At 61.2% G+C, this 21,243-nt stretch carries 18 protein-coding genes; 7 read left to right on the top strand and 11 right to left on the bottom strand.

Going from position 1 to position 21,243, the window contains the following annotated elements:
- Positions 1-101 precede the first annotated feature (101 nt).
- Both YP76_RS12635 and YP76_RS12640 read left to right on the top strand, forming a co-directional pair.
- A complete protein-coding gene (locus YP76_RS12635) occupies positions 102-2,468 on the top strand; it encodes a TonB-dependent receptor (RefSeq protein WP_046763934.1) in 2,367 nt (788 codons plus the stop codon).
- Between the two features lie 187 nt (positions 2,469-2,655).
- Entirely contained in the window at positions 2,656-3,588 is a 933-nt protein-coding gene (locus YP76_RS12640; RefSeq protein WP_052757405.1) for a flavin reductase, read from the top strand.
- Between the two features lie 39 nt (positions 3,589-3,627).
- On the opposite strand, the gene YP76_RS12645 is transcribed toward YP76_RS12640, so the two are convergent.
- Genes YP76_RS12645 through YP76_RS12670 form a run of 6 tightly spaced genes read right to left on the bottom strand, consistent with a single transcriptional unit; the run spans position 3,628 to position 9,095 of the window.
- Positions 3,628-4,401 carry an SDR family NAD(P)-dependent oxidoreductase gene (locus tag YP76_RS12645; protein WP_046763935.1) on the bottom strand — a complete coding sequence of 258 codons (774 nt, stop codon included), beginning with the start codon at positions 4,399-4,401 and terminating at the stop codon, positions 3,628-3,630.
- A 40-nt stretch (positions 4,402-4,441) separates the two neighbouring features.
- Positions 4,442-5,668, bottom strand: a complete 1,227-nt coding sequence (locus YP76_RS12650; protein ID WP_046763936.1) for a cytochrome P450 — start codon at positions 5,666-5,668, stop codon at positions 4,442-4,444.
- A gap of 17 nt (positions 5,669-5,685) precedes the next feature.
- Positions 5,686-6,684 (bottom strand): amidohydrolase family protein, encoded by a 999-nt coding sequence (locus YP76_RS12655; RefSeq protein ID WP_046763937.1) that lies wholly within the window; start codon positions 6,682-6,684, stop codon positions 5,686-5,688.
- On the bottom strand, positions 6,684-7,925 hold the full coding sequence (locus YP76_RS12660) for a cytochrome P450 (protein WP_052757406.1): 1,242 nt from the start codon (positions 7,923-7,925) through the stop codon (positions 6,684-6,686). The genes YP76_RS12655 and YP76_RS12660 overlap by 1 nt, the downstream gene beginning before the upstream one ends.
- Before the next feature lie 13 nt (positions 7,926-7,938).
- A complete protein-coding gene (locus tag YP76_RS12665; protein ID WP_052757407.1) occupies positions 7,939-8,400 on the bottom strand; it encodes a VOC family protein in 462 nt (153 codons plus the stop codon).
- Between the two features lie 11 nt (positions 8,401-8,411).
- On the bottom strand, positions 8,412-9,095 hold the full coding sequence (locus YP76_RS12670; RefSeq protein WP_052757408.1) for an SDR family NAD(P)-dependent oxidoreductase: 684 nt from the start codon (positions 9,093-9,095) through the stop codon (positions 8,412-8,414).
- A 239-nt stretch (positions 9,096-9,334) separates the two neighbouring features.
- On the opposite strand from YP76_RS12670, the gene YP76_RS12675 reads away from it, so the two are divergent.
- The 3 genes from YP76_RS12675 to YP76_RS26655 all read left to right on the top strand — a co-directional run bounded on the left by YP76_RS12675 (position 9,335) and on the right by YP76_RS26655 (position 13,816).
- Positions 9,335-9,976: a TetR/AcrR family transcriptional regulator gene (locus YP76_RS12675; RefSeq protein ID WP_046763938.1), complete on the top strand. Its 642-nt coding sequence runs from the start codon at positions 9,335-9,337 to the stop codon at positions 9,974-9,976.
- A gap of 172 nt (positions 9,977-10,148) precedes the next feature.
- Complete coding sequence (locus tag YP76_RS12680; RefSeq protein ID WP_046763939.1) at positions 10,149-12,488, top strand: TonB-dependent receptor; 2,340 nt, start codon at positions 10,149-10,151, stop codon at positions 12,486-12,488.
- Between the two features lie 65 nt (positions 12,489-12,553).
- The gene (locus tag YP76_RS26655) at positions 12,554-13,816 is read left to right on the top strand and encodes an MFS transporter (RefSeq protein ID WP_052757409.1); all 1,263 of its coding nucleotides are present in this window, start codon (positions 12,554-12,556) and stop codon (positions 13,814-13,816) included.
- A gap of 44 nt (positions 13,817-13,860) precedes the next feature.
- On the opposite strand, the gene YP76_RS26660 is transcribed toward YP76_RS26655, so the two are convergent.
- From YP76_RS26660 to YP76_RS12700, 3 genes are all read right to left on the bottom strand, one after another.
- Positions 13,861-15,153, bottom strand: a complete 1,293-nt coding sequence (locus YP76_RS26660; RefSeq protein WP_052757424.1) for a cytochrome P450 — start codon at positions 15,151-15,153, stop codon at positions 13,861-13,863.
- A 130-nt stretch (positions 15,154-15,283) separates the two neighbouring features.
- On the bottom strand, positions 15,284-16,561 hold the full coding sequence (locus tag YP76_RS12695; protein WP_052757410.1) for an MFS transporter: 1,278 nt from the start codon (positions 16,559-16,561) through the stop codon (positions 15,284-15,286).
- Positions 16,562-16,787: 226 nt separating this feature from the next.
- Positions 16,788-17,948, bottom strand: a complete 1,161-nt coding sequence (locus YP76_RS12700; protein ID WP_046763940.1) for an acyl-CoA dehydrogenase family protein — start codon at positions 17,946-17,948, stop codon at positions 16,788-16,790.
- Positions 17,949-18,351: 403 nt separating this feature from the next.
- Here YP76_RS12700 and YP76_RS12705 point away from each other — a divergent pair, with 403 nt between their 5' ends.
- Positions 18,352-19,296, top strand: a complete 945-nt coding sequence (locus YP76_RS12705) for a D-isomer specific 2-hydroxyacid dehydrogenase family protein (RefSeq protein WP_046763941.1) — start codon at positions 18,352-18,354, stop codon at positions 19,294-19,296.
- A gap of 3 nt (positions 19,297-19,299) precedes the next feature.
- Here YP76_RS12705 and YP76_RS12710 read toward each other — a convergent pair whose 3' ends face one another.
- Positions 19,300-20,136: a LysR substrate-binding domain-containing protein gene (locus YP76_RS12710; protein WP_046763942.1), complete on the bottom strand. Its 837-nt coding sequence runs from the start codon at positions 20,134-20,136 to the stop codon at positions 19,300-19,302.
- Between the two features lie 80 nt (positions 20,137-20,216).
- Positions 20,217-20,345 (bottom strand): hypothetical protein, encoded by a 129-nt coding sequence (locus YP76_RS29090; protein WP_269748643.1) that lies wholly within the window; start codon positions 20,343-20,345, stop codon positions 20,217-20,219.
- 78 nt (positions 20,346-20,423) lie between these two features.
- Between YP76_RS29090 and YP76_RS12715 the strand changes: the two genes are divergently transcribed.
- Positions 20,424-21,242, top strand: coding sequence for an ABC transporter permease (locus YP76_RS12715; protein ID WP_046763943.1), 819 nt, complete (start codon positions 20,424-20,426; stop codon positions 21,240-21,242).
- Position 21,243: the final 1 nt, after the last annotated feature.

Consider the following 21,243-nt stretch of genomic DNA (forward strand, 5'->3'; position numbering starts at 1 on the left):
GCATATATTGTGTAGTAATCACTACATTGATAACGGAATGCCGATCAAATCCATAAATCAGGGAGATTCGAATGAGAGGGTGCAGCAGGACTTTTCACGGCATGCTTTTGGGTTGCAGCGTTCTGGCGGGTGTTCCGGCAGCGGCCATGGCGCAGCAGCCGGGTGCAGCGGACGCGCGCCCAGCGAATGACGACATCGTCGTCACCGCCCGCCGACGCGAAGAACGTCTGCAGGATGTTCCGGTCGCGGTGACGGCGCTGGGCGCAGCCGCGATCGAGCGGCAGGGCGTCGTCAGCGTGCAGGATATCCGCCGTATTGCGCCCTCCACCAATGTCAGCCAGAGCGCGGGCGGTGGCCGCCAGATCCCGCTCTTCACCATCCGTGGCCAGCGCCAGGGCGACACCCTGGCTTCGGTCGATCCTTCGGTCGGCATCTATATCGGCGATCAGCTGTTCAAGCGCACTTTCGGTGTCGACCAGGTGGCCTTCGACCTCGCCTCGGTCGAAGTGCTGAAGGGTGCCCAAGGTACGCTGTTCGGTCTCAACGTGACGGGCGGCAACATCATATTCCGCCCCGCACTGCCGACTGACGACTTCGGGGCTTCGGTGATGGTCGGCATCGGCAATTTCGACGATCGAAAGATCGAGGGTTATGTCAATATTCCGCTTGGCGAAGGCGCGGCGCTGCGTGTGGCGGGACGTTATGAGAAGCGCGACGGCTATATCCGCGTTACCCGGCGCGACGGTGCCGATATGCCCCGGCCTGAGTTCAAGGACGGGCAGCAGACATATAGCCCAGGCGGTAGGCGGGAGGATGCGCAGGACCTCGATGGTGGTGCGTTCCGGATATCGCTGAAGCTGAATCCCACGGACAATCTCGAATCCGTCTTCTCGGGCAACTACATGCGCTCCGGCACGAACGGCTCGGGCTTTCGGATGACCGAATTCGTTTCACCGAGCACTTTGACCGCGCTGCAAACGCTGCCGGTCGTGCAGGCCGCTTATGACGACAGCCAGGCCCTTGGATTCTACGAAGCGCGATCCAATGTTCGTTCCTATGCGAAGACGTCGCCTGCCTGGAACATCACCAATACGACCAGCTATCATATAAGTGATGCCGTCACGCTCAAGAACATCATCGGATATCGTCGTTACAAGACCAAAAACTTCGAAAATATCGACGGATCCGATCTCCGATACATGGAATATGGCACCAATCAGAATGGCCGAGAATTTTCCGAGGAATTCCAGATCGTTGGTACGACCGATGAACTCGACTGGATCGTCGGGGCCTATTATATGCAAGAAAAGGTTCGGGCCTTTTCCAACTCGATCTCACTTCTCGCACCCTCGTTCGATGCGTTTCAGACACCCTATAACGTGTTCGAGAATGTGAAGAACAGGACCAAGTCGGTCTTCGGGTCCGCCACACAGAAGCTGGACAATATAACCGGGGGCCTGTCGCTGACTTTGGGCGGCCGCTATACCTGGGACACGCGCCAGGCGGAATATGGCACCATTTACCTCATCGGTCAGCCGGGCCAATATTGCGGTTTCGGAGCCGATGTCGCCGCCGCACCGGGCAATCCCTATGATTTCGATCCAGCGACATGTCTGGTGAACAGGAAGAAGACATTCTCCAAATTCACCTATACCGCGACCCTGGACTGGAAGGTCAGCCAGGATCTGCTGGTCTATTTCTCCAATCGAAAGGGTTATCGCGCCGGCGGATGGGGCACGCGCGCGCAGTCGGCGGCACAATTGGTCCCGTTCAATCCGGACACGGTCGTCGATTTCGAACTGGGCGCGAAATATAATCACCGTTTCGGCAATGGCGGATCGGTGACGGTCAACGCCGCGCTTTATCGGTCGAATTATTCCGATATCCAGCGGCTCGTCCCCTACCAGGATCCGGTCACGAAGCTGGTCTTCACCAATGTCGTCAACGCGGCCAATGCGCGCATCCAGGGATTTGAACTGGAAACCACGTTGCGGCCGAACCGGTTCATCGAATTGAGCGGCTTTCTGTCGCACACCGACCCCAAATATAAGAGATTCGACATCTTCGACTCCGCGACCGGCACGACGCAGAACGTCGCCGCGGTGGCCGACTTCTCGGGCGTGTCGCGCTGGCAATATGGGCTGACCGGCCGGTTGTCGTCGGAACTGGGTTCGATCGCGGAGGAAGGCGCCGTGCAGCTCACCTGGTATCACCAGTCGAAGTTCAATATCCAGGATCGGCCCTACAGGTCGCTCTATGGCGTGACGCCGGGCTATGGCTTGCTGAACGGACGCGTGGAGTTGAACAAGTTATCCGGCCAGAACATCAACGCAGCCTTTTTCGTCAATAACCTGCTCGACAGGAAATATGAGGTGGCAAATTATTCGTTGGAGCGTGAGATCGGCTTCTCCTCCCGGCTGGTAGGCGCTCCGCGCATGTATGGGCTGGAAGTGCGCTTCACATATTGATCTGCGAAGCATGAGCCATGAAGGGACCGGCTGGTGACGGGCGGTCCCTTCCACTCATGTCGCCCATCCTGTTGCAGATGGGCGTCTGTCATCGATGCTGTGATCGCTTTCCCCAAGCTCTTGTCGTCGCATCATGGGCGGCATTAGCGCTGTGCGCCTTTCCACCGGTGGCAACAGGATGACGAACATGCGCGAAGACAGGAAAAAGGCGTTCCGAAATGCCTTGGGCAATTTTGCGACAGGCGTGACGATCGTCACGACGCGCGATGAGCATGGTCGACCGGTCGGGCTGACCGCCAGCAGCTTCAACAGCGTCTCGCTCGATCCGCCCATGGTGTTGTGGAGCCTTGCGCTGGAAAGTCCGAACATGGCCGCCTTTCGGCGGGCGAGTGGATGGGCGGTCCATATCTTGTCGGCGGATCAGGAAGAGCTGTCCAATCGTTTCGCGACGCGCGGGATAGACAAGTTCGCCGGTCTGGACATCCAGGATGGGCCGGAGGGAGCGCCCTTCATCGCCAACTGCGCTGCGCGTTTCGGATGTCGTCCGACGTTCGAATATGATGGGGGCGACCATGCGATCTTCGTGGGGGAAGTGATCGACTTTGTTCATAGCGAGCGTGCGCCGCTGCTATTTCATGGCGGCAAATATGGCCAGGTCGCCGCAAAGGCGCCGGCGGTTCGTCCGGACCGGATCGATCAGGACGGCGCGTTCGGCCGCTATTTCATCGGTCACCTGCTTCATCGCGCCCATAATGCGGCCTTTGCCGAATTGCGGCGGGAATATCGGCGCAGAGGCTTGCGATCCTCCGAATATACGGTTCTCGTTTCGCTCGGCCTGGGCGATGGGTGCACGCGAGACGCGTTGCTCGCCCGCGCCGCGAATGGCGGGGTCGACCTGCCCCTGGAGGCGATCGAACAGCTTTTGGCGCGCGGCCATCTCGTGACCGAAGGCGAAATGCTTCACCTTAGCGCGGCAGGGCGCCAGATGCTGACGGAATTGATGGCGGTTGCCCAGGCGGTCCAACTGCATTTCGAAGACAGCCTGACCCTGGCCGAAATGACGCAGTTGAACCACCTGCTTCGGCGCCTGTCGGAGGTCGCGCCAAGGGGCCGTCATTGACGGCACCCGTCGACGCTTCCCCGCAACAGGGCAGCGGTTTCAGGAGACGCGGTAGCCGCCATCGACGGTCAGATGATGGCCGGTGATATAGCTTGCCGCATCGCTGGCGAGGAACAGGATGGCGCGGGCCTGCTCGATGGGATCGGAAATCCGGCCCAACGGGATGCGGCCGGGCGCGGTCATGGGGCCGCGCATCTGTATTTCGCTTCCCATCCTTTTCGCGCCGCCGCTCGCCGTCCCGCCGGGCTGGATCGAGTTGACACGTATTCCATGTTCGGCGAACTCGACGGCGGCAGCGCGGGTCATCGCATCGACGCCGGCCTTGGCGGAATCATAATGGGTGTTGTTGAAGATCGTCGGATGATCGGCGCTTACCGACGACACGTTGACGATGGCGCCGCCGCTGTCCTGATCGCGCATGATCTTGATGGCCTCCCGCATCATCAGGAAGGTGCCGCGCGTGGTGACGGCGTGCATGATGTCCCATTCCGACGCCGGCATCGTCATGGTGTCCGCCTTGCGCCGGTAGGCAGCGACATTCGCCAGCACATCGACGCCGCCGAACAGCGCTTTCGCCCGGTCGAAGGTGGCGATGACCTGCGCTTCATCCGAGATGTCGCAGACGGTGTAGGGGGACTGGCATGCCTCTGCCGCCTCGCTGACGGCGTCCGGGTCTATATCGACGAAAAGAACGCGAGCGCCCACCTGTGTGAACAGCGTGGCAGTCGCCTTGCCGATACCGGACCCTGCGCCGGTGACGATGGCGGACTTGCCTGCAAGGCCGAAGACGGAAAGTGGAGAAAGATCGGACATTGGGGGCTCCCGGGATGTGGATGGGTGGAAGGGGCGGGGATCAGCGCTGCCCGGCGGGATCCCAGACGAGCGGAAGGCGCAGGACGGCGTTCACCATGCCTGCGCCGAAAGTCGGCCGGTCAGTGGGATCAAGGGCGAAGTCGGGAATTCGCGCCAGCCATTCCTCCAGGAAAATCCGCATTTCACTGCGGGCGAGCGTCGCGCCGGGGCAGCGATGCGGTCCATTGCCGAACGCGGCATAGTTGCGTTCAAGAGCGGGACGCTCCCAATCCGCCTCCATCGGATTGGCGAATTTGCGTTCGTCCATCCCGTGCAGTAGAGGGCGAATGTAGATGCGGTCGCCGGCGCGGAAGGTGACACCGCCATGTTCGACGTCGCGGGTCACGACGCGCGCGGTTGATGACGGCGCGAACATGCGCAGAAGTTCGTCCACCGCGTTGGCGATCCATTCGGGGCGTTCGACAAGCTCGCGGCGCTTCGCGGGATTTTCGGCAAGGAACTTGGCAGCAAAGCCGAGCGAGGATGCAACGGTATCGAGACCGCCGAACATGAGGTTGCTCGTGATGCTGAGCAGGTCTTCCCGTGCTATGGCATTACCGCCCACCTGCGCCATGACGACGGCGCTCAGAAGATCGTTCCCCGGCCTGGCCCTGCGTGCTTCGATGACATCCTCAAGATAGGCATTCATGGCGAGGGCAGCGGCGGTCCGGTCTTCCGGCTTTTTCGGGCGGACCGACATTTCGGTCCATTCCAGAAGCTGATCCAGCTGATCCAGCGGCTGGTCCACCATTTTCATGAAGATCGTGATGGGCAGTTTCATCGAGAAATCATTGATGAACTCGCAGCGTCCATCTGCCTTGAAGCCTTCGATCAGGGCGATGGCCAGTTGACGCGCTTCGTCCTGAAGGGCCTTGATCGCACGGGGCGTGAAGAACTGGTTCAGGATCGAACGGTAACGCGCATGTTCCGGCGGGTCCATTTCTATGGGCAGAAGCCGGGGGCGATCGGCATGTTCGGGCAGCACGATCCGCTGCATGGAAAAAGGATCGTGATGCTTCTGCATATATTCGATGTCATTTGCGCGGGTAACGATCCAATGCCCGCCATTATGGGGTGTCCAAATGATATCCGGTCCATCGTGAAGCTGTTTCCACGCAGCGTTCAGATTGTCTTCGCCACCGGGCGGTCGCGTGAAGTCCCAGTCCACGACGAGAGCGTCGGGTACATGATCCGGCTTGGGCGCTAGCTGCATTTCGGACATCGTCATCTCTCCCGGTCTTCGATTTATGTGATCGCGTACAGAGCGGCCGCGTTGCCATATAAAATGGCCTGGCGATCCCCGTCGGAAAGCCCGGACAGCACATCGAGATAGGCGCCTACCAGTATGCCGAGATCGCAATGCGCGGCATCGACAGGAAAATTGGTCTCGAACAGGCACCGACCGGGCCCGAAGCGATCGATCAGATGGTCGAGCCAGGGCGCGATATCCTCGGCCAGCGCATCGCGCGTCCAGCGCTCCAGTCCACGCGCCTTTCGCCGGGCATCGACCGCGGTTCCCGGTGTCACGAGGCCGCCGATCTTCACCGCGACATTGGGCCGATCGGCAAGCGCGGCCATGGCGTCCCGCCATTCCCCTTCGACCGCGACACCCGCATGGCGGCCGGATGCCAACGGCGTGCCGGCATGGTCCAGAATGAAGGTGCAGCCGGGCACCGCCATGGCCAACTCTTCCAACTCGCCTATTTGCGGATGATAGAGCCAGGTTTCGCACAGAAGGTCGCGGTCAGCGAGAATATGCGCGGCATCCCGCATCTCGCGCCGCGCAAGCATGCCCCGCGATGTTTGCAGCACGGCATAGTTCAACGAACCATCCTCATCCCACGCCACCGATCGGCGGACGGCGCGAAGCCGCCCGTTCGCCGCATCCCTATGGGCGTCCACCACCGTCGCGAAGGAGGCTTCGTTCGCCAACGGATCGGCGAAGGCGATGATCCCGGAGGCGAAGCGGATGGTGGATGCCGCATGCCGTTCAGCCATGCGCGCGGCGAACCGCGTTTCCCCGGTGGAAGCGAGGGAGGACGGCAGTCGCATGTCATAGGCCGTCATGCATTCGGCAAAGACGGTCGCGACGATCGGCAGATCGGTGTCGGCGGCCATCGCCTGATAATGTTCCGGCCGAAACGGCGTGGCGCGCCTTTCGTCCGCATCCCAGAAATGCTGATGCGCATCCAGGATGCGGTCGACCGCGCTCTCCTCATCCGTCATCGCCGAGGGCCTGGTCATCAGACATCCCAGACCAGAGGCAGGGAATCGACGCCGTTGACCGAACCCGAATGGGTGACGGGCGGCCGTTCCGGATCGAGCCGGAAATCGGGCATCGCCTTCAGCCATTCCTCCAGAAACACCTGGATCTCGGCACGGGCGAGAGGACTGCCGACGCATTTGTGGGGGCCGTTGCCGAACGTGTTATGTTCGGGGTTGCGATCGAAATCGATCTCCATCGGCCTGTCGTAGAGGCGGTCGTCCATGCTGGACATGGAGATCGGCACCATGACCATCTCGTCCTTTCGGAAGGTCGCGCCTTTATATTCCAAGTCGCGCAGGATCAGGCGTCCCGTATTGGAAAGCCCGAACCGGCGCAGAAACTCTTCCGTGGCCTTGGGAATGATCGCGGGTTCATCGATCAGTCTCTGGCGTTGATGCCTATTCTGCGCGAGGTAACGCGTGATGAACGACAACATGTTGGCGACGGTATCGAGACCGCCGAAAAAGACCAGGACGGCCATACCGATGACTTCATAATCGCCCTGGAAGCGCGAATTTTTTCGCCAGCCGGCAATCCTGCTGAGCAGATCGTCGCCGGGATTGGCAGCGCGTTCGTCAAGCACTTTTTGAAGATAGGCGACCACCTTTTCCTGAGCGCCGAGCTTCACCTTCGAATCCGTGGCGGTCATGAAGGTGACGCCCCATTCGACGAACTGTTCGCGCTGATCGAGCGGCAGATCGACAATTCCCAGGAACATCGTGACCGGCATGACCCGCGCGAAATCGTTGACGAATTCGCATTTTCCCTGCGGTTTGATCTGTTCGATCAGGTTGCGGGTCAGCGCGACCGCATCTTCGCGCATCCGGGAGACGCGGCTGGGCGTGAAGAAAGGGTTGAGGATGGCGCGATACCGGGCATGAAGCGGCGGATCGACAGTCAGTGGCGGCATGCGGATGGGCGAAGATCCACGGGGGATCGTGAACACTTCATGGCTGAAGATCTCGAAATTTTCCTGCACGAACCTGATGTCTTCGCCGCGCGTCACGATCCAGTGACCGCCATTGCAGGGCGTCCACACGATGTCCGGGCCATCATGCAGTCTTTTCCATGCGGTATAGACATCGCCTTCCTCCATGCCCGCAGGATGCAGATAGTCGAAGTCGGTCACCAGTTCGGGCGGCACGTGGTCGGGCACCTGCACCCGACCATAGAGCGCCTGATGCTGCGCATAGATGTCGACCATATCCGTGTCGGCCATCCCTATTTTCCCTTCAATTATGGGGCACGTCGTCATAGATCGACGTCGCTGCTCCGGTCAGATAGACGAATTCGCTGTAAATCCCGGTTTGGGCACGCGTGTCGGCGTAGATATAGTTGAGCTGGCCATCCATCACGGCTCCCCGCATCGGCGTCGCCCACCCTGCCTCCTCGATGCGCCTGTTGATCTCATCCCATATGGCGGCGTCGGCCACGCGAAAGCCGTGATGATGCAGTCGGACGGCAGATGGTTCTTCGGGCACATAGGCCGTGTAGATGTCGGGCGCGCCCGCGCTGACCTGGATGAGTTCCAGCATGGTGGAGCCTACCCAGGCATGGGCGGCGTCCATGGTCGGCGAGGCGCGCTTGCGACGGAAGTGTTTCACGCCGAAGCGCTTCCCCAGCGCCGCCGTGGCCTGGTCGAGATCGCGGGCGACAAAGCCCATTTGGTAGAAGCCGTCGAACAGGGTGGTCATGGAGCCGTTCCTCACGCGATCTGGAAGCCGCCATCGACGACGATCGCCTGGCCGTTGATGTAACGGCCGGCGGCGGAGGCCAACATCAGCGCGACCGGGGCGACGTCTTCCGGCGTGCCATGGCCCATGGGAAAGCGCTCCGGCTGCATGCCGGGTCCTGTAGGAGGCATGGGGCAGCCTGCGGGAAAGGGGTCGGAGGGGATGGCGCCGACCAGGATAGCGTTCGACGCGATGCCGTCCGCTGCACAATCCAGCGCGAACTGGCGGGTGAGGGCGTTCGTCCCGGCTCGCGACGATCCATAGGCGTAATTGCCATGCAGCACCGGATGGACCGAGCCGATGGTCGACAGGTTGATAAGGCGGCCGCCGCGCCCGTGCGCCCGCATCGTCCTGACGGCTTGCCGCATCAGCAGGAATGCGCCCCGAACATTGGTCGCATGCACGCGGTCCCATTCGTCCATGCTGAGCTCATCCACCGGCCAGGGGCCGGTCACGACGGCGCCGTTCACCAATATATCGAGTTCCGGCGTGCCATCGAACAGGGTCTTCACCCCTTCTTCCGACAATTCCGGCTCCTGCGCATGGACGACTACGGCGCCCGCCGTTTCGAACAGGGACGCTATCGCGTGCGGCACCTTGCCCGCACCGACGATCAGGGCATTCTTGCCCGATAGTCCGTATAGCGAATCCAGCATCAGGGCATTCCTCTCGGCATGTTTTTCTGGCTTTTCGTTGTCTGGTCGTGAGATATAAGAAACATGTCTTATTGCAAGCTGCCCTATGCCGGAAAGGGGTGGTGAGCCGCTTCCATCGCCTATGTGATGGGTTTCATCGGCCGACGCCCGTGCGGACATCTTTCCATGGCGTTGCAATATCGCGACGTTGAGCGGATAGCGGAGCGAGCCACAGCAAGAGCGAAAGAGCGGTTCCAGTCATGAATGATCTTCCTACCCAACCCTTCAAGGGCACGGCCCTCGCCCTGGTAGAGGCGGCGGAAAGGCTGTTCGGGGAGCATGGGATCGAAAATGTGTCGCTGCGCCAGATCAGGCTGGAAGCCAATGCCGCCAATAATTCCGCCGTCAGCTATCATTTCAACGATCGGGAAAAACTGGTGCGCGCGATCTGGGCACACCGCCTGCCCGCGCTCGACGCACGGCGGCGGGAGATGGTGGATCTCATCCGCGCCGAAGGGCGGGAGACGGATGCCGCAGCGGTGCTTGGTGCGCTGGTCCTGCCCAATTACGAGCTTCGCGACGCGCAGGACGTCCATCGCTACGCCGCGTTTTTCCGCCATGCGTTACGGTGGAGGGAGGGCGCCGAGATTCGCAATTCCCAGCTTTATTCGACGCCCGCCAGCGGCGAGGCCATGGCGTTATACTTCGCCCTGCGGCCTGACGTGTCGCCGGACCTGCTCAGTTACCGCCTGCGGCATGGGACATGCACCTTTTTCGACATGATTTTCGAGCGCGACAAGAATGTGGCCGAAGGCCTTGCGGTCATGCCCGAAGGGGAATTTCTTGCCGAAGGTCTCGGCATGCTCGAAGCCATTTGCCTTCGTCCAGCACCCACCCGTTAAGATAAGCCGATCCTCCCGCCTAGGCGTCCTTGCGAGCCATGGATCGCATAGGCGATCATTTCGGCATGGATTGGCGCTGCCGCTCTCTCCTCTCTAAGAGACGTGTCTCATATTAAGTCGTATGTCTTATATGTCATGTGGCGCAAATGATGAGTGCGAAAAGGGAGAGGATATGCTGAAAAGGACATTATATCTGGCCGGGATTTCGCTGCCCGGTCTTCTGACGGGTCTTGCTGTGCCCGCGCTGGCGCAGGATGGCGTTGCGGAAATCATCGTCACCGCCCAGAAGCGCGCCGAAAATCTTCAGGACGTGCCGATTGCCGTCAGCGCTTATTCGAGCGAGGCGCTCGAAGCCCGAGGCGCGACCGGCTTGACCGCCCTGTTCCAGTCGCCACCGCCAGGGGTGGTGATGCAACCTTTTGCGGGCAGCCAGAGCATGCTGATCGTCGACATGCGCGGCGTCACCAATGCCGATCCGGGCCAGGGCACGGTGGAACTGGGCACCGCCGTCTATATCGATGACGTTTATCTGGGCCGGGCCCAGGGCATGGGTGCCGAACTGGTGGACCCTGAGCGGATCGAGATATTGCGCGGGCCGCAGGGCACGCTGTTCGGCCGCAATGCCGAAGGCGGCGCAATCCGCATCGTCACGAAGAAACCCACCGGCATATTCGGTGGCGACGGCAAGGTGACGATCGGCAATTTCGACCAGCGCCGTTACGAGGCCCATCTCAACCTGCCGGAAATCGCGGGTTTTTCGATCAAGCTGGACTATCTCAATTCCAGTCATGGCGGATGGACCAAGAATGGGCCGCGCGTCGCGCGGATCGCTCGACAGGATGATTTCGGCACATTTGACGGCGAAGGGTATCGCGCCAGCGTGCGGTGGCAGCCGACCTCCGCGATCACCGTCGACTATGCCTATGACCATAGCGTGACCAAGGACACGCGCGACTATAATGTGCTGGTCCGCCCGCCGCTGATCGACCCGAACGGGCGTACGATCCTGCCGCTCGCCACGCTGACGGGTGCGCGTCCCCTGACGGACCGGATCGACCGCCGCACCGACACGGCATGGACATCGCTCTACAATGCGCCTTTCCGCACCGAATCGTCCGGCCATATGCTTCAGACGGGATGGGAACTCAGCGATGCACTCACGCTGCGGTCGATCACCGCCTTCCGCAAGACCGACGAAGAGGGGGCCAATCAGCTTGGCGGCGCTTTCAGCCTGACGAAATTCCCTGCTGCCCGCTCCGCCAGCATCCTGTTTCCGCGGCTGGGCGGGACCAGCCTCGGGATCGATCCCGCAACGCCGATCTGGGGCATTTCGGGCGTGACCTCGTACAACAAGGTCAAGCAGAAGCAGGAGAGCCAGGAATTCCAACTCGTCGGCAGCTTGCCCGAAATCGAGTTCTTCCTGGGCGCCTATTATTTTCATGAAAAGGTGCAGGATACCCGCCAGACGCTGCTCAGCATCGTCTATACCGATCCCACTTTCACCCAGGCGCTGGGGGTCAATCCGTTCTCGGTCGGCAGCGCGGGCGCGGGCCTTAATTCCCAAAGCGCCGAATCCACCTCCTATGCCGGTTTCGCACAGGCGACATGGTCGCCGGATTTCGCGGATAATCGGCTGCATCTGACGGGGGGCCTGCGCTACACGGATGACAAGAAGACCTTCGATCGCACCATGTCCAACGGCGTTTCGACAGCGATCATCGGCGCGCCGTTCCGGGAGAGGCGCTGGGATCCTGCCTTCACCATCGCCTATGACATCACCGACAATATCAACATCTATGGCCGCTATGCCCAGGCCTACCGCGCCGGCGGCGTGTCGGTACGCTCGCCCTTGTTCAAGCCCTTTGGCGCGGAGGTGAACAAGTCCTTCGAAATCGGCCTGAAAAGCGACCTGATCGAGCGCCGTCTGCGCGTCAACGCGGCGCTGTTCGAAAACCGTATCCACAACCGCCAGATCACCAGTCAACTCGATCCGACCGGCGATCCGGCGATCACCGATACGCTCAACGCTGCGGGCGTCACCCGCATCCGCGGCGGCGAACTGGAGATCGTCGCGGCTCCTACCCGTGGGCTTCAGGTTTCCGCGACCTACGCCTATCTGCATGGCAAGCGCCCCGGCAGCTATTTCATCATCGATCCCAATGCCGAATTGCGCATCCAGAGCCTGCCGAAACATGCGGTCACGCTCGCGATCGACTATAGCCTGCCCGTTGGCATCGGCGATCTGGCCTTCCATGGCGATTATGCCGTGGCCAGCGACACGCCGGGCACGGGGCGCGTAGCCTTCGGCGCCTTCGCCTATGACATCCGCCGCGACGTCGCCAATGCACGCATCGCATTGCAGAATGTCGAAATGGGACCCGCGAAGTGGCGGCTCGCGCTGTTCGCCAAGAACATCTTCGACACCGCCTATCCTGTCTTCACCGCGCCGGGGGCCAATGCGGTCCTTTCGCCTCCCAGAACCTATGGGGTCGAACTGGGGGCCAGCTTCTGACGTGATCCATCCGGCGCGCGGCTTCTCCTCGGGGAGCCGCGCGCTCGTCTTTGCAGGAGAGTGCCATGACAACCGCCGCTCAGGAATGGAAAAGGCATTGGCGGACCCTTGCCGCCTCCTCCTTGGGGGTCGCGACCGGCTTCTCCATGCTGCAATTCAATGCCAGCATCTTCATACAGCCCTGGCAGGAAAGTTTCGGATGGTCGCGGGGAGAAATCGCCGCCGCCCATAACGGGATGATCCTGACCGCGATCCTCTCCCCCTTTGCGGGGGCGCTGCTCGATCGCCATGGCGTGCGCCGTCCGTTGCTGGTGGCGATGGCGCTGACAGGTGTCGCCTATCTGGCCATGACGCAGCTTGGTGGATCGCTGGTTCAATTCTATGCGACCTATCTTGCGTTGCAGGTTATCGGCATCTTCACGACTGGCCTTGCATTCACCCGCATCGTCGCTGCGCGCTTCGTCAAGTCGCGTGGCCTTGCATTGGCATGCACGCGGGTCGGCATATCGATCCTGGGTATATTCCTGCCCGCTGCGCTGCACGCCCTTGTCGAGCGGGAGGGATGGCAGGCGGGTTTCTACCTGCTTGCGGGCATCGTCCTGCTGGTCGGCCTGCCGGTCTGCTGGATCGGCATCCGCGATCTTCCGCGGGCGGCCGCGCCTGAAAGGTCGCAAGCGTGTTCGGAGGATAAAGAGAGCTATCTGGGGCTGCTGCGGCGCGAACCGCGCGTCCTGCTGCTGTGCCTCTGCGCGGGTTTCGGCTATGCGCCGTTATCGACCCTGCTCAGCCAGTTCCAGCCGCTGCTGACCGCCCTCGACATCGCGCCGGCCGATGCGGCGATGTTGACCGGCGTGCTGGCGGGGTCGGTGTTGATCGGCACGTTGGTTTCGGGAACGCTGATCGATCGTGTCTGGGCGCCCGCGGTCGCATGCCTGTTCAGCCTGGGGCCGATATTGGGCTGCCTGCTCATGTTGCAGGGGAGCCTGACATTCCCCATGGCGCTGATCTCGGCGGTGCTGATCGGCGCGGCGCAGGGCGCGGAGATCGACATCGTCGCCTATATGGCCGCGCGCTATTTCGGCATGCGGCATTATTCCGCCATCTATGGCAGCACCATCACCGTCATGACGCTGATGGCCGTGGCGGGGCAGGTCGGCATCGGCTTCCTGTACGACCGCTTCGGTAATTATCACGTTGCCCTGATCGCTGTGATCGGCGGGCTTGCGGCCTCCATATTCCTCTACCTGTTGATGGGCCGTTACCCGCAGCAGGTAGAAGTTGAACCGGAACGGCCCGCAAGGCCCATCGCCGGAGAAGCCGCCGCCTGATCGTCCGCGCCATTTGATCCACAAATGGCGCGGAAAAGCCATGCTTAGTCCCAGGCGACCGGCAGTTCGCGCTGTCCCCAATATATCCAGCTATTGATCCGCTCGGGACTTCCGGTCAGGCGGAGATGGGGCAAACGCTCGACCAGCTTGCGCAGACCGACCTGTGCCTCCAGCCGGGCGATCGGCGCACCCAGGCAGAAATGAACGCCATAGCCGAAGGACAGATGCCGCTTCACCTGATTGAGTGGCCGATCCATGACGAAGCTGTCGGGATCAGGAAAGATGTCCGGATCGCGATTGGCGCCCATCATGGAGAACATCAGCTTGCTGCGTTCGGGCAACTGCGCGCCATGCATCTGCACCGGGCACAGGCTGGTGCGGAAATGGGAGTTGATCGGCGGGTCGAAGCGCAAGCTTTCCTCGATCACATTCTCCACCAGATGCGGCTCGGCTTTCAACCGTTCCCAGCGTTCGGGGACTTCCAGCAACCGCCAGACGACGTTGGTAAGAAGGCTGGTGGTCGTCTCCTGCCCCCCGGTCAGCAGCGCGGTGCAAATCTGGAACAATTCCATGTCGTTGAAACGCCGTCCTTCCACACGGCTGACAAGGCCAAGGGAGATATAATCGAACGGCAGCACCGTCCCCCAATGGTCGTGGGTGGGTTCATCGATGCCCGCATCGCGCAACATTTGCTTGCGCGCTTCGATAAGGCCCATGAAATGCGGCTGAATCTCCGCGATCAGCGTCTGTTCGGCGCTTGGGTTCTTGTCATTGAACAGCAGCGATTGCAATTCGTCCGCCCAGCGCTTGTAATCCGCGTAGAGCGCCTGATCCGCCCCCAGCATGAAACACATGGTCCGCGCGGGAAGCGGCAGGCAGAAGAGATCGTGGAAATTGCCCTCCTTATCGGTGCGCTTTTCAAGTCCGGAGACCAGATCTTCCGCGATCGCCTCCACCTCCGGCAGATAATAGCGCATCCGGGCCGGCGTCATCCCCTTGCGCAGGGCGGCGATATATTCGAGGTGGAAGGGCGGATCGGTCAATATCCCGAAGTCGCTGAACGTTTCCCAGTCCATGGGTGCGTCGCCCCATTTGAACGACCATGTGGGATTGTCGGATAATATCTTGTCTCGAATTTCCTTGTAGTCGCTGGTGATGTAGAATTGATAATCATCGCCCTTATAATGATAGAAGGGGCACTGCCTGGCGAGCGTCGAATAGGCGGGACCGGGATTGCGAACCGTATCCGGATCGAGCGGATCGAAGACATGGTCCGCCGCTGTTTTCAGTCGGCGCCCTTCCGGCTCCTGTATCCTCGTTTCTGTGATCTCGGTCATCCCATCCTCCGTCATGATGTCGAGCCGGAGCATAAGGGCTGCGGTTCCCGCGTTGAACGAAAAGTATTTTAGGGGCCTAACTATCGGAACATGTCGTCCCGGCGGGCGCACACGACTATGTCGGCGGGCGTCAGTCCCGTTGCTTGGGATAGCGGCCCATCATCAGGTAAACGCCGCCCGCCGCCATGAAGCTGGCGGCAATGACCAGCAGGGCAGCATCGTAATTGCCGTACCGGTCGAAGGCGACCCCGAGCATGGATGCTCCGAGCGCACTGGAGAAGGCGATGAAGAAGACTGTCATGCCATAGATGGTCGAGAAGGACCGGATGCCGAAATAGCGCGCCACCATATAGGCGACCACGTCGATCTCCGCGCCCAGACCGAGGCCGATCAACAGGATGGCGAGGCTGGCCATCGGGCCATCGACCGCGCCGTGCCACGCCAGCAGGCAGGTGCCGGCAGCCGATCCGCAGGCGAAGAGAAAGGCGATGCCCGGCGCCCAGAAGCGATCGACCAGGCTGCCGGTGACGATCGCCCCGGCGAAACTCGCAATCCCTGCCATGCCCACCAGCGCGGCGGCGGCGTCGGCCTCAACGCCCTTGCTGATCAGCAGCGGCTGAAGCTGCGTCATGATCGCGGTGGCCGGCGCGTAACCGAGCCCGGCGCCCAGGCACAGCAGCCACACGCGCCGCTCCCGCAGCAAGTGCAACCATGTCGGCAGATCGGAATCGGAATCGTGCCGTGCCGTGGTTGCAGATGTGCGGGAATCGCCGATCCAGAACCACACGACGGGCAATGCGATGATCAACACCAGCAAGGCTTCTGTCACATAGCCGGCGCGCCAGCCGAAACGCGCGATGATGGCGAAAAGGATGGTGGGCAAGGCCGCGCTGGCGAGCGCCAGGCCGCTGCGTGCGATCGCCAGGGAAACGCCCCGCGAACGGACGAAGGACTGGCTGACCACGCGGGAGCAGGTGAGACCGCTGGCAGACAGGCCGATGACGCCGGCAAGGACGCTGAGCATGTAGAACAGCGCCAGGGCGCCGTTCATCGACGCCAGGCCCAGATAGGTGAGGATCGACAGGACCATGCCGCAGAGCATGATGCGGCGTGCCCCGAACCGGTCCACTGCGCGACCCACGAAAGGCGCTGCGAAGGCGACGACCAGGGATGAATAATGGGCGAAAGCAATCTGGCCGCGCGACCAGCCGAATGCTTCCTGCAAAGGCAGGACAAACAGGCTGGAAAGCGCCTGGTAGGCGCCGTGGGACAAGCCGATGGTTATGAACGCGGCAAACCCTATCCGCCAGTTCAAGCGCCATTCCTCTATGGCATCTTGCCAGCGATGGTCCTCGTTCCGCGTACCGCCCTGGCCCCCGTCGCCAATATCCCGCGCCTTTTCAGTCATGCCAGGGCCTCTCCAATCATGGTTCAATGACTGACTGGCAGTATGCCCTGGAGCGGGTCAATCATCGCACCTTGCACATCACATGTGCGGTGCCCTGAATTCAGTGAATAAATGTGGTTTGAGATCGATCGGTGCGGTGTCTTCCACGCGAATGATTATCCGGACCTTGGCCCCCGCCGATCATCAAAACGGGCCTTGCCAAGCCTCTTTCGAAAATTCCTGTGGTTCAGTCCTGATGGAAACCGGTCCGTCCAGCGAGGGTAAGGATCGAATCATTCTGCGGTGCGTGGGCGCGGCTGCACAACACATCGCGATAGTGCCGTTCGAGCGGATTATTGCGGGTGAGACCCGGATTTCCGGTGGCCTCAACCGCCAGGGCCACGGCGTCGATGGCATTGCCAGTGATGATATATTTGAGCAGCAGCGTTTCCGATGCAGGCGGGGGGGCTCCTGCTTCGGTCCGTCGCACCAGGTCCTGCAACAGGATGCGATTGTTCAACAGGAGCGCATCGATGCGGCCCAGCAATTCCTGATAGCGATAGAGCGTCGACAGGGGCGCGCCCAGATTGGAGGGCACCCTGGTGCGGGCGAACCGGGCGAACCAATCACGGCCCTGTTGCGCCACCGCGTCGTACAGGCTACCCAAAAGGCTCACCATCCAGGCGGTCTGAACCGAATTTTCTCCGTTCCATTCGGCCGGGCGACGCAGGTCCACCGCATGGTCGAACGGGATGGCCACGTCTTCCAGAATAACATCATGGCTGCCGCTCGCGCGCATCCCTGCATGGTTCCAGGTTTCCTCGATGCGAATGCCGGGGCTGTTGCCGGGCACGAGGAAATGGCCGACATGGGGGTCGTCGCCTTCGGTGCGGCCCCATATGAGCATATAGCTCAGGATCGGGCTTCCTGTGGAGAAGAGCTTGTGGCCGGAAATGCGCCAGCCATCACCATCGCGCCGTGCCGTGGTGACGGGTAGACCGCCGCGTGAAGGCGTGCCAAGTTCTGGTTCTACCCGTAGCGCATTCACGAGCGCTCCCCGCGAGACCGCCTCGGCCTCGATATGTCGGCGCAGATGTCCGGGCCAGCGATCCTTTTCAACGCCGGCATGTATCAGATACTGCATGATGAGGACGAGTGCCGTTGAAGGATCGCCCTTGGCAATCTCCGCCACGACACGGCTGGTCTCGGAAAGTCCTCCTCCCAGGCCGCCTTTTTCGGGAGCAATGGTCAGAGCCAACAGCCCGTACTCATGGAGTGCGGAAAAGTTTTCGAAAGGAAAGGAAGCATCGCGGTCATGTTCGGCAGCAGTCTTCGCGAAACCCTCTCGCAAAGTGGCCAGGATTTCGTCTGACACCGGGGTGTGACTCAGATTGGGAGCTGTAGCCATTATTCGTCCAGCATTGTGTTGGGGAAAAGATTGAACACGGATATCACCGCTACCGACCGGCTTCGCAGGGAAGCCGGCAGCGAGGTAGAGCAGCTACGCCTCCGACGTGGATGATGGTCACCGGCCTTCTCCCTGGCAATGATCTGAACCGCATGGACGCCACCCATGGCAGCATCGCGGCAGGGAAACAAATAAATTATCTACTTTATCAGTTGAGAAATATTTAGATGTTGAGACGGGGCGTGTCGTATATCCATCTCCCTCCTGTCGGGGCCGCCATCGGCTCCGAGGGCGGCAGCATCTTGGCCGGAGTAGACAGGCATGGTTATCGCAGATTGTATCGCGAATTTCGTCGATAGGTCATTTTGGCCCAGCGATGGGCGCGCCGCCTGGGGGAATTGACATGTCCTTGATCATCGCCAGCCAGCTGGAACCCGATTTCAATCACAGCCTGGGCCTGCATCCTTCCGGTCCGACCCTGATCGATGTGGCGGAGGATGAGCCGTGGACCGCCGCGAACGAGGCGGACATATTGCTGGTGCGACCTTCCCTGGCCTGGCGGCAATCCTCGCAGGTGCGGCCCAAAATATGGCCGGGGCGGCTCAAATGGGTCTATAGCGCTTCGGCGGGCGTGGATTTCTATCCCGGCTGGTTGCTGGACGCGCCGCTAGTCACTTGCGGTCGCGGCGTCGCTTCGGAGGAGATCGCTGATTATGTGATCGCCGCTATTTACGCCCATGCCAAGAATCTGGAGGCAGCGACGGTCCGCTCCCGTGATCAATGGGTTCCTCGTCCGCTGGGCCGGGTTTCGGGAACGACCATCGGTATCGTCGGCCTGGGCGCGATCGGCGCGGCGGTGGCGCGGCGCGGTCTGGCGCTGGGCGCTCAGGTCGTCGGGCTGCGGCGGAGCGGCGCGCAATCGGGCATCAGCGGGGTGCAGCATGTCGGCGATCTCGAAACGCTGGTGTCGGCGTCGGACCATATCGTCGTCGCCGTGCCCGGCACGCCGGAAACCCGCCATCTCTTCAATGAAGCGCTGTTCGCTCGGATCAAGCCGGGTGCGCATCTCATCAATGTGGCACGGGGCTCGGTGATCGATCAGGAAGCCCTGATCGATGCATTGGATCGAGAACGGCTGGGCTTTGCGACCCTGGATGTCACCGATCCGGAGCCGCTGCCCGAAGGCCACGCACTCTACAGTCATCCGCGGGTGCGACTGACGCCGCATATTTCGAGCAACTACAATCTCATCCGCCACCGGTTGCTGGAAAAGGTGAATGACGATCTGTCTCGCTTCGTTCGTGGCGAAAAGCCCAGCGACATCGTCGATCCGGCACGGGGCTATTGAGTTTCAGAGCGTCTGAACCGTTTCCCGCGCGAGTTCGGCGAGACGATGCGCCGCCTTGTCCAGCTTATCGCCTGCGCGCAATATGGCGGCGACACGTGGCAATTGCGGTAACCTTTCATGTTCGAGCGCCTCGCTATCGCCCAGGAACAGATGGGTGCGGCAGGTGACGCCAAGCCCCGCGCCCACTGCCGCCTTCAGCGTCGCCAGATTGGGGGTCTCCACTGCGATCCGCCATTGCAGCCCACTATCCTCCAGCGCCCGGATGGCGGCTTCGCGGAACCGGCATGGCTCCTCCAGCACGGCGAGCGGAATCACGTCCCGCTCGACAAGCGCCGCTTCGCCATACCAGCTCATCGGCGCGATGGTCACGGCATGCGGATCGTTGGGTGCGGCAAAGCCCAGCAAAATGTCGAGCTCGCGGCGATCCAGCAGAGTCTGCAACTCCGCGGTTCCAGCGACGCGGGCATAGATTTGCGCATCGGGGTGCAGTTCGGAAAAACGCGACAGGAGTCCGCTGAGCAGGCTGTCGGCAAAGTCCTGCACCATGCCTATGCGCGCCGGTCCGGCAAAACGGCCTGCACTGACCGCCGCGACGGCCTCATCATGCAGCAGCAGCACGCGCCGCGCATAATCGAGCAGCACTTCCCCCGCCGAGGTCAGGTTCAACCGTCGTCCCTCCCGAAGGAACAGCGTCTGCTGCACCAGTTCCTCCAGTCGCTTGATTTGGAGGCTGAGCGCGGACTGGGTCACGAACACCTGCTCGGATGCGTTCAGCATCGACCCCGTATCGACGATGGCAACAAAGCTGCGCAAGAGATTGGTAGGCAGATTGACCGGCATGGAAACCTCATGAGGGAAAAGCGCAGCCGATCGAGGCCGGGCATGGAGTCGCGCTCTTATCATCAATACAAATATATCAATCAAAATAGTAGAGATTTAAAGCGGTCAGAAAAATCTTGGTCGGAACGATCGAAGCCCACAAACCCGCCATTTTCTGCGATCGATAGAGCGTCATTTGCGCCGGATCGCCGCTTATCAGCGTCGCTCATAGATGGAGCGATAAAAACTCAATTGAATTGGTAGAGAATTCATGTTGGGCTTTTCCTCATTACCAAGAGGACGAGTTGATGACGGTTTTGGCAGCGGGCAAGCGCAGTTCCGGATATTCCGGCGTTCGGAGATTTTCCCTCGCACGCTTCGGTGGGCGCTGGCTGTCGCCCGTCATCCTGCTGCTGCTCTGGGAGTTGGGATCGCGCAGCGGCCTTATCCCCGAACGTACCTTGGCCGCGCCTTCTGCGGTGATCGGCACGTTGGCCCAAATGCTGCTGTCGGGCGAATTGCCCTCGAACCTGCTGGTGTCATTTGCCCGCGTCGCGGTGGGGTTGCTGATAGGGGTGGGGCTTGGCCTGGGGCTCGGTCTCGTCTCAGGACTGTCCCGCACCGGGGAGTTGGCGGTCGATCCGCTGATGCAGATCAAAAGGACCATTCCCGTGCTGGCGCTGACGCCGTTGTTCATCGTCTGGTTCGGGATCGGGGAAACGCCCAAGATCGCGCTTATCGCCTTCGCGGCAGTCTTTCCCGTCTATCTCAACCTCTATAGCGGCATCCGGGGTGTCGACCTGCGCTTGCTGGATGCGGCGAAAAGCTTCGGGCTCAGCCGCTGGGAACAGATCTGGCATGTCATTCTGCCGTCCGCGCTGCCCTCGCTGTTGGTGGGGCTGCGTTATGCGCTGTCGGTTGCCATCCTGGTCCTCGTCGTGGCGGAGCAGATCAACGCATCGGCCGGCCTTGGTTATCTCATCAACAATGCCCGCGATTTCATGCGGACGGACATCATCGTCGTCTGCCTCATGGTCTACGCCATTCTCGGCCTTGGCGCCGACTGGCTGGTCCGCGCCATCGAAGCCCGCGCCCTTATCTGGCGCCCCAGCATAGTGGAGCAATAAG

The organism is Sphingobium chungbukense, from assembly GCF_001005725.1.
Classification (GTDB): domain Bacteria; phylum Pseudomonadota; class Alphaproteobacteria; order Sphingomonadales; family Sphingomonadaceae; genus Sphingobium; species Sphingobium chungbukense.

What these genes read in the sequence shown, in the direction of transcription:
- YP76_RS12635 (WP_046763934.1), top strand. Translation starts at nt 102, where the DNA reads ATGCTTTTGGGTTGCAGCGTTCTGGCGGGTGTTCCGGCAGCGGCCATG.
- YP76_RS12640 (WP_052757405.1), top strand. Translation starts at nt 2,656, where the DNA reads ATGCGCGAAGACAGGAAAAAGGCGTTCCGAAATGCCTTGGGCAATTTT.
- YP76_RS12645 (WP_046763935.1), bottom strand. Translation starts at nt 4,401, where the DNA reads ATGTCCGATCTTTCTCCACTTTCCGTCTTCGGCCTTGCAGGCAAGTCC.
- YP76_RS12650 (WP_046763936.1), bottom strand. Translation starts at nt 5,668, where the DNA reads ATGACGATGTCCGAAATGCAGCTAGCGCCCAAGCCGGATCATGTACCC.
- YP76_RS12655 (WP_046763937.1), bottom strand. Translation starts at nt 6,684, where the DNA reads ATGACCAGGCCCTCGGCGATGACGGATGAGGAGAGCGCGGTCGACCGC.
- YP76_RS12660 (WP_052757406.1), bottom strand. Translation starts at nt 7,925, where the DNA reads ATGGCCGACACGGATATGGTCGACATCTATGCGCAGCATCAGGCGCTC.
- YP76_RS12665 (WP_052757407.1), bottom strand. Translation starts at nt 8,400, where the DNA reads ATGACCACCCTGTTCGACGGCTTCTACCAAATGGGCTTTGTCGCCCGC.
- YP76_RS12670 (WP_052757408.1), bottom strand. Translation starts at nt 9,095, where the DNA reads ATGCTGGATTCGCTATACGGACTATCGGGCAAGAATGCCCTGATCGTC.
- YP76_RS12675 (WP_046763938.1), top strand. Translation starts at nt 9,335, where the DNA reads ATGAATGATCTTCCTACCCAACCCTTCAAGGGCACGGCCCTCGCCCTG.
- YP76_RS12680 (WP_046763939.1), top strand. Translation starts at nt 10,149, where the DNA reads ATGCTGAAAAGGACATTATATCTGGCCGGGATTTCGCTGCCCGGTCTT.
- YP76_RS26655 (WP_052757409.1), top strand. Translation starts at nt 12,554, where the DNA reads ATGACAACCGCCGCTCAGGAATGGAAAAGGCATTGGCGGACCCTTGCC.
- YP76_RS26660 (WP_052757424.1), bottom strand. Translation starts at nt 15,153, where the DNA reads ATGACCGAGATCACAGAAACGAGGATACAGGAGCCGGAAGGGCGCCGA.
- YP76_RS12695 (WP_052757410.1), bottom strand. Translation starts at nt 16,561, where the DNA reads ATGACTGAAAAGGCGCGGGATATTGGCGACGGGGGCCAGGGCGGTACG.
- YP76_RS12700 (WP_046763940.1), bottom strand. Translation starts at nt 17,948, where the DNA reads ATGGCTACAGCTCCCAATCTGAGTCACACCCCGGTGTCAGACGAAATC.
- YP76_RS12705 (WP_046763941.1), top strand. Translation starts at nt 18,352, where the DNA reads ATGTCCTTGATCATCGCCAGCCAGCTGGAACCCGATTTCAATCACAGC.
- YP76_RS12710 (WP_046763942.1), bottom strand. Translation starts at nt 20,136, where the DNA reads ATGCCGGTCAATCTGCCTACCAATCTCTTGCGCAGCTTTGTTGCCATC.
- YP76_RS29090 (WP_269748643.1), bottom strand. Translation starts at nt 20,345, where the DNA reads ATGAGCGACGCTGATAAGCGGCGATCCGGCGCAAATGACGCTCTATCG.
- YP76_RS12715 (WP_046763943.1), top strand. Translation starts at nt 20,424, where the DNA reads ATGACGGTTTTGGCAGCGGGCAAGCGCAGTTCCGGATATTCCGGCGTT.